General features: G+C 61.1%; 1 pseudogene. It reads left to right on the plus strand.

Annotation, left to right across the window (positions count from 1 at the left end):
* Positions 1 to 221 (plus strand): annotated as a pseudogene (locus tag J2D77_RS17135) (hypothetical protein); the annotation flags it as partial.

Here is a 221-nt window from a genome sequence, read left to right on the forward strand (position 1 = left end):
CAATACACTGCTGAACCCGGGACGCTGCAAACTGGGGAAACGGTTTGCGATGCAGCCACGTATCAGTCTGCGCTGGCCACGGTTACGGCCCTGACGTTGGCGCAGAAGGCGAGCGCCGCCCTTAGCGCCGCACGGACCTATGTCAGCAACACCTATACGATGCTGAACGAGGCCACGCCTGACGCTTGGGTGACCTACCTCAAGGCGTTGATGGCCATTGC

Source organism: Acetobacter garciniae, assembly GCF_017377735.1.
Taxonomy (GTDB): domain Bacteria; phylum Pseudomonadota; class Alphaproteobacteria; order Acetobacterales; family Acetobacteraceae; genus Acetobacter; species Acetobacter garciniae.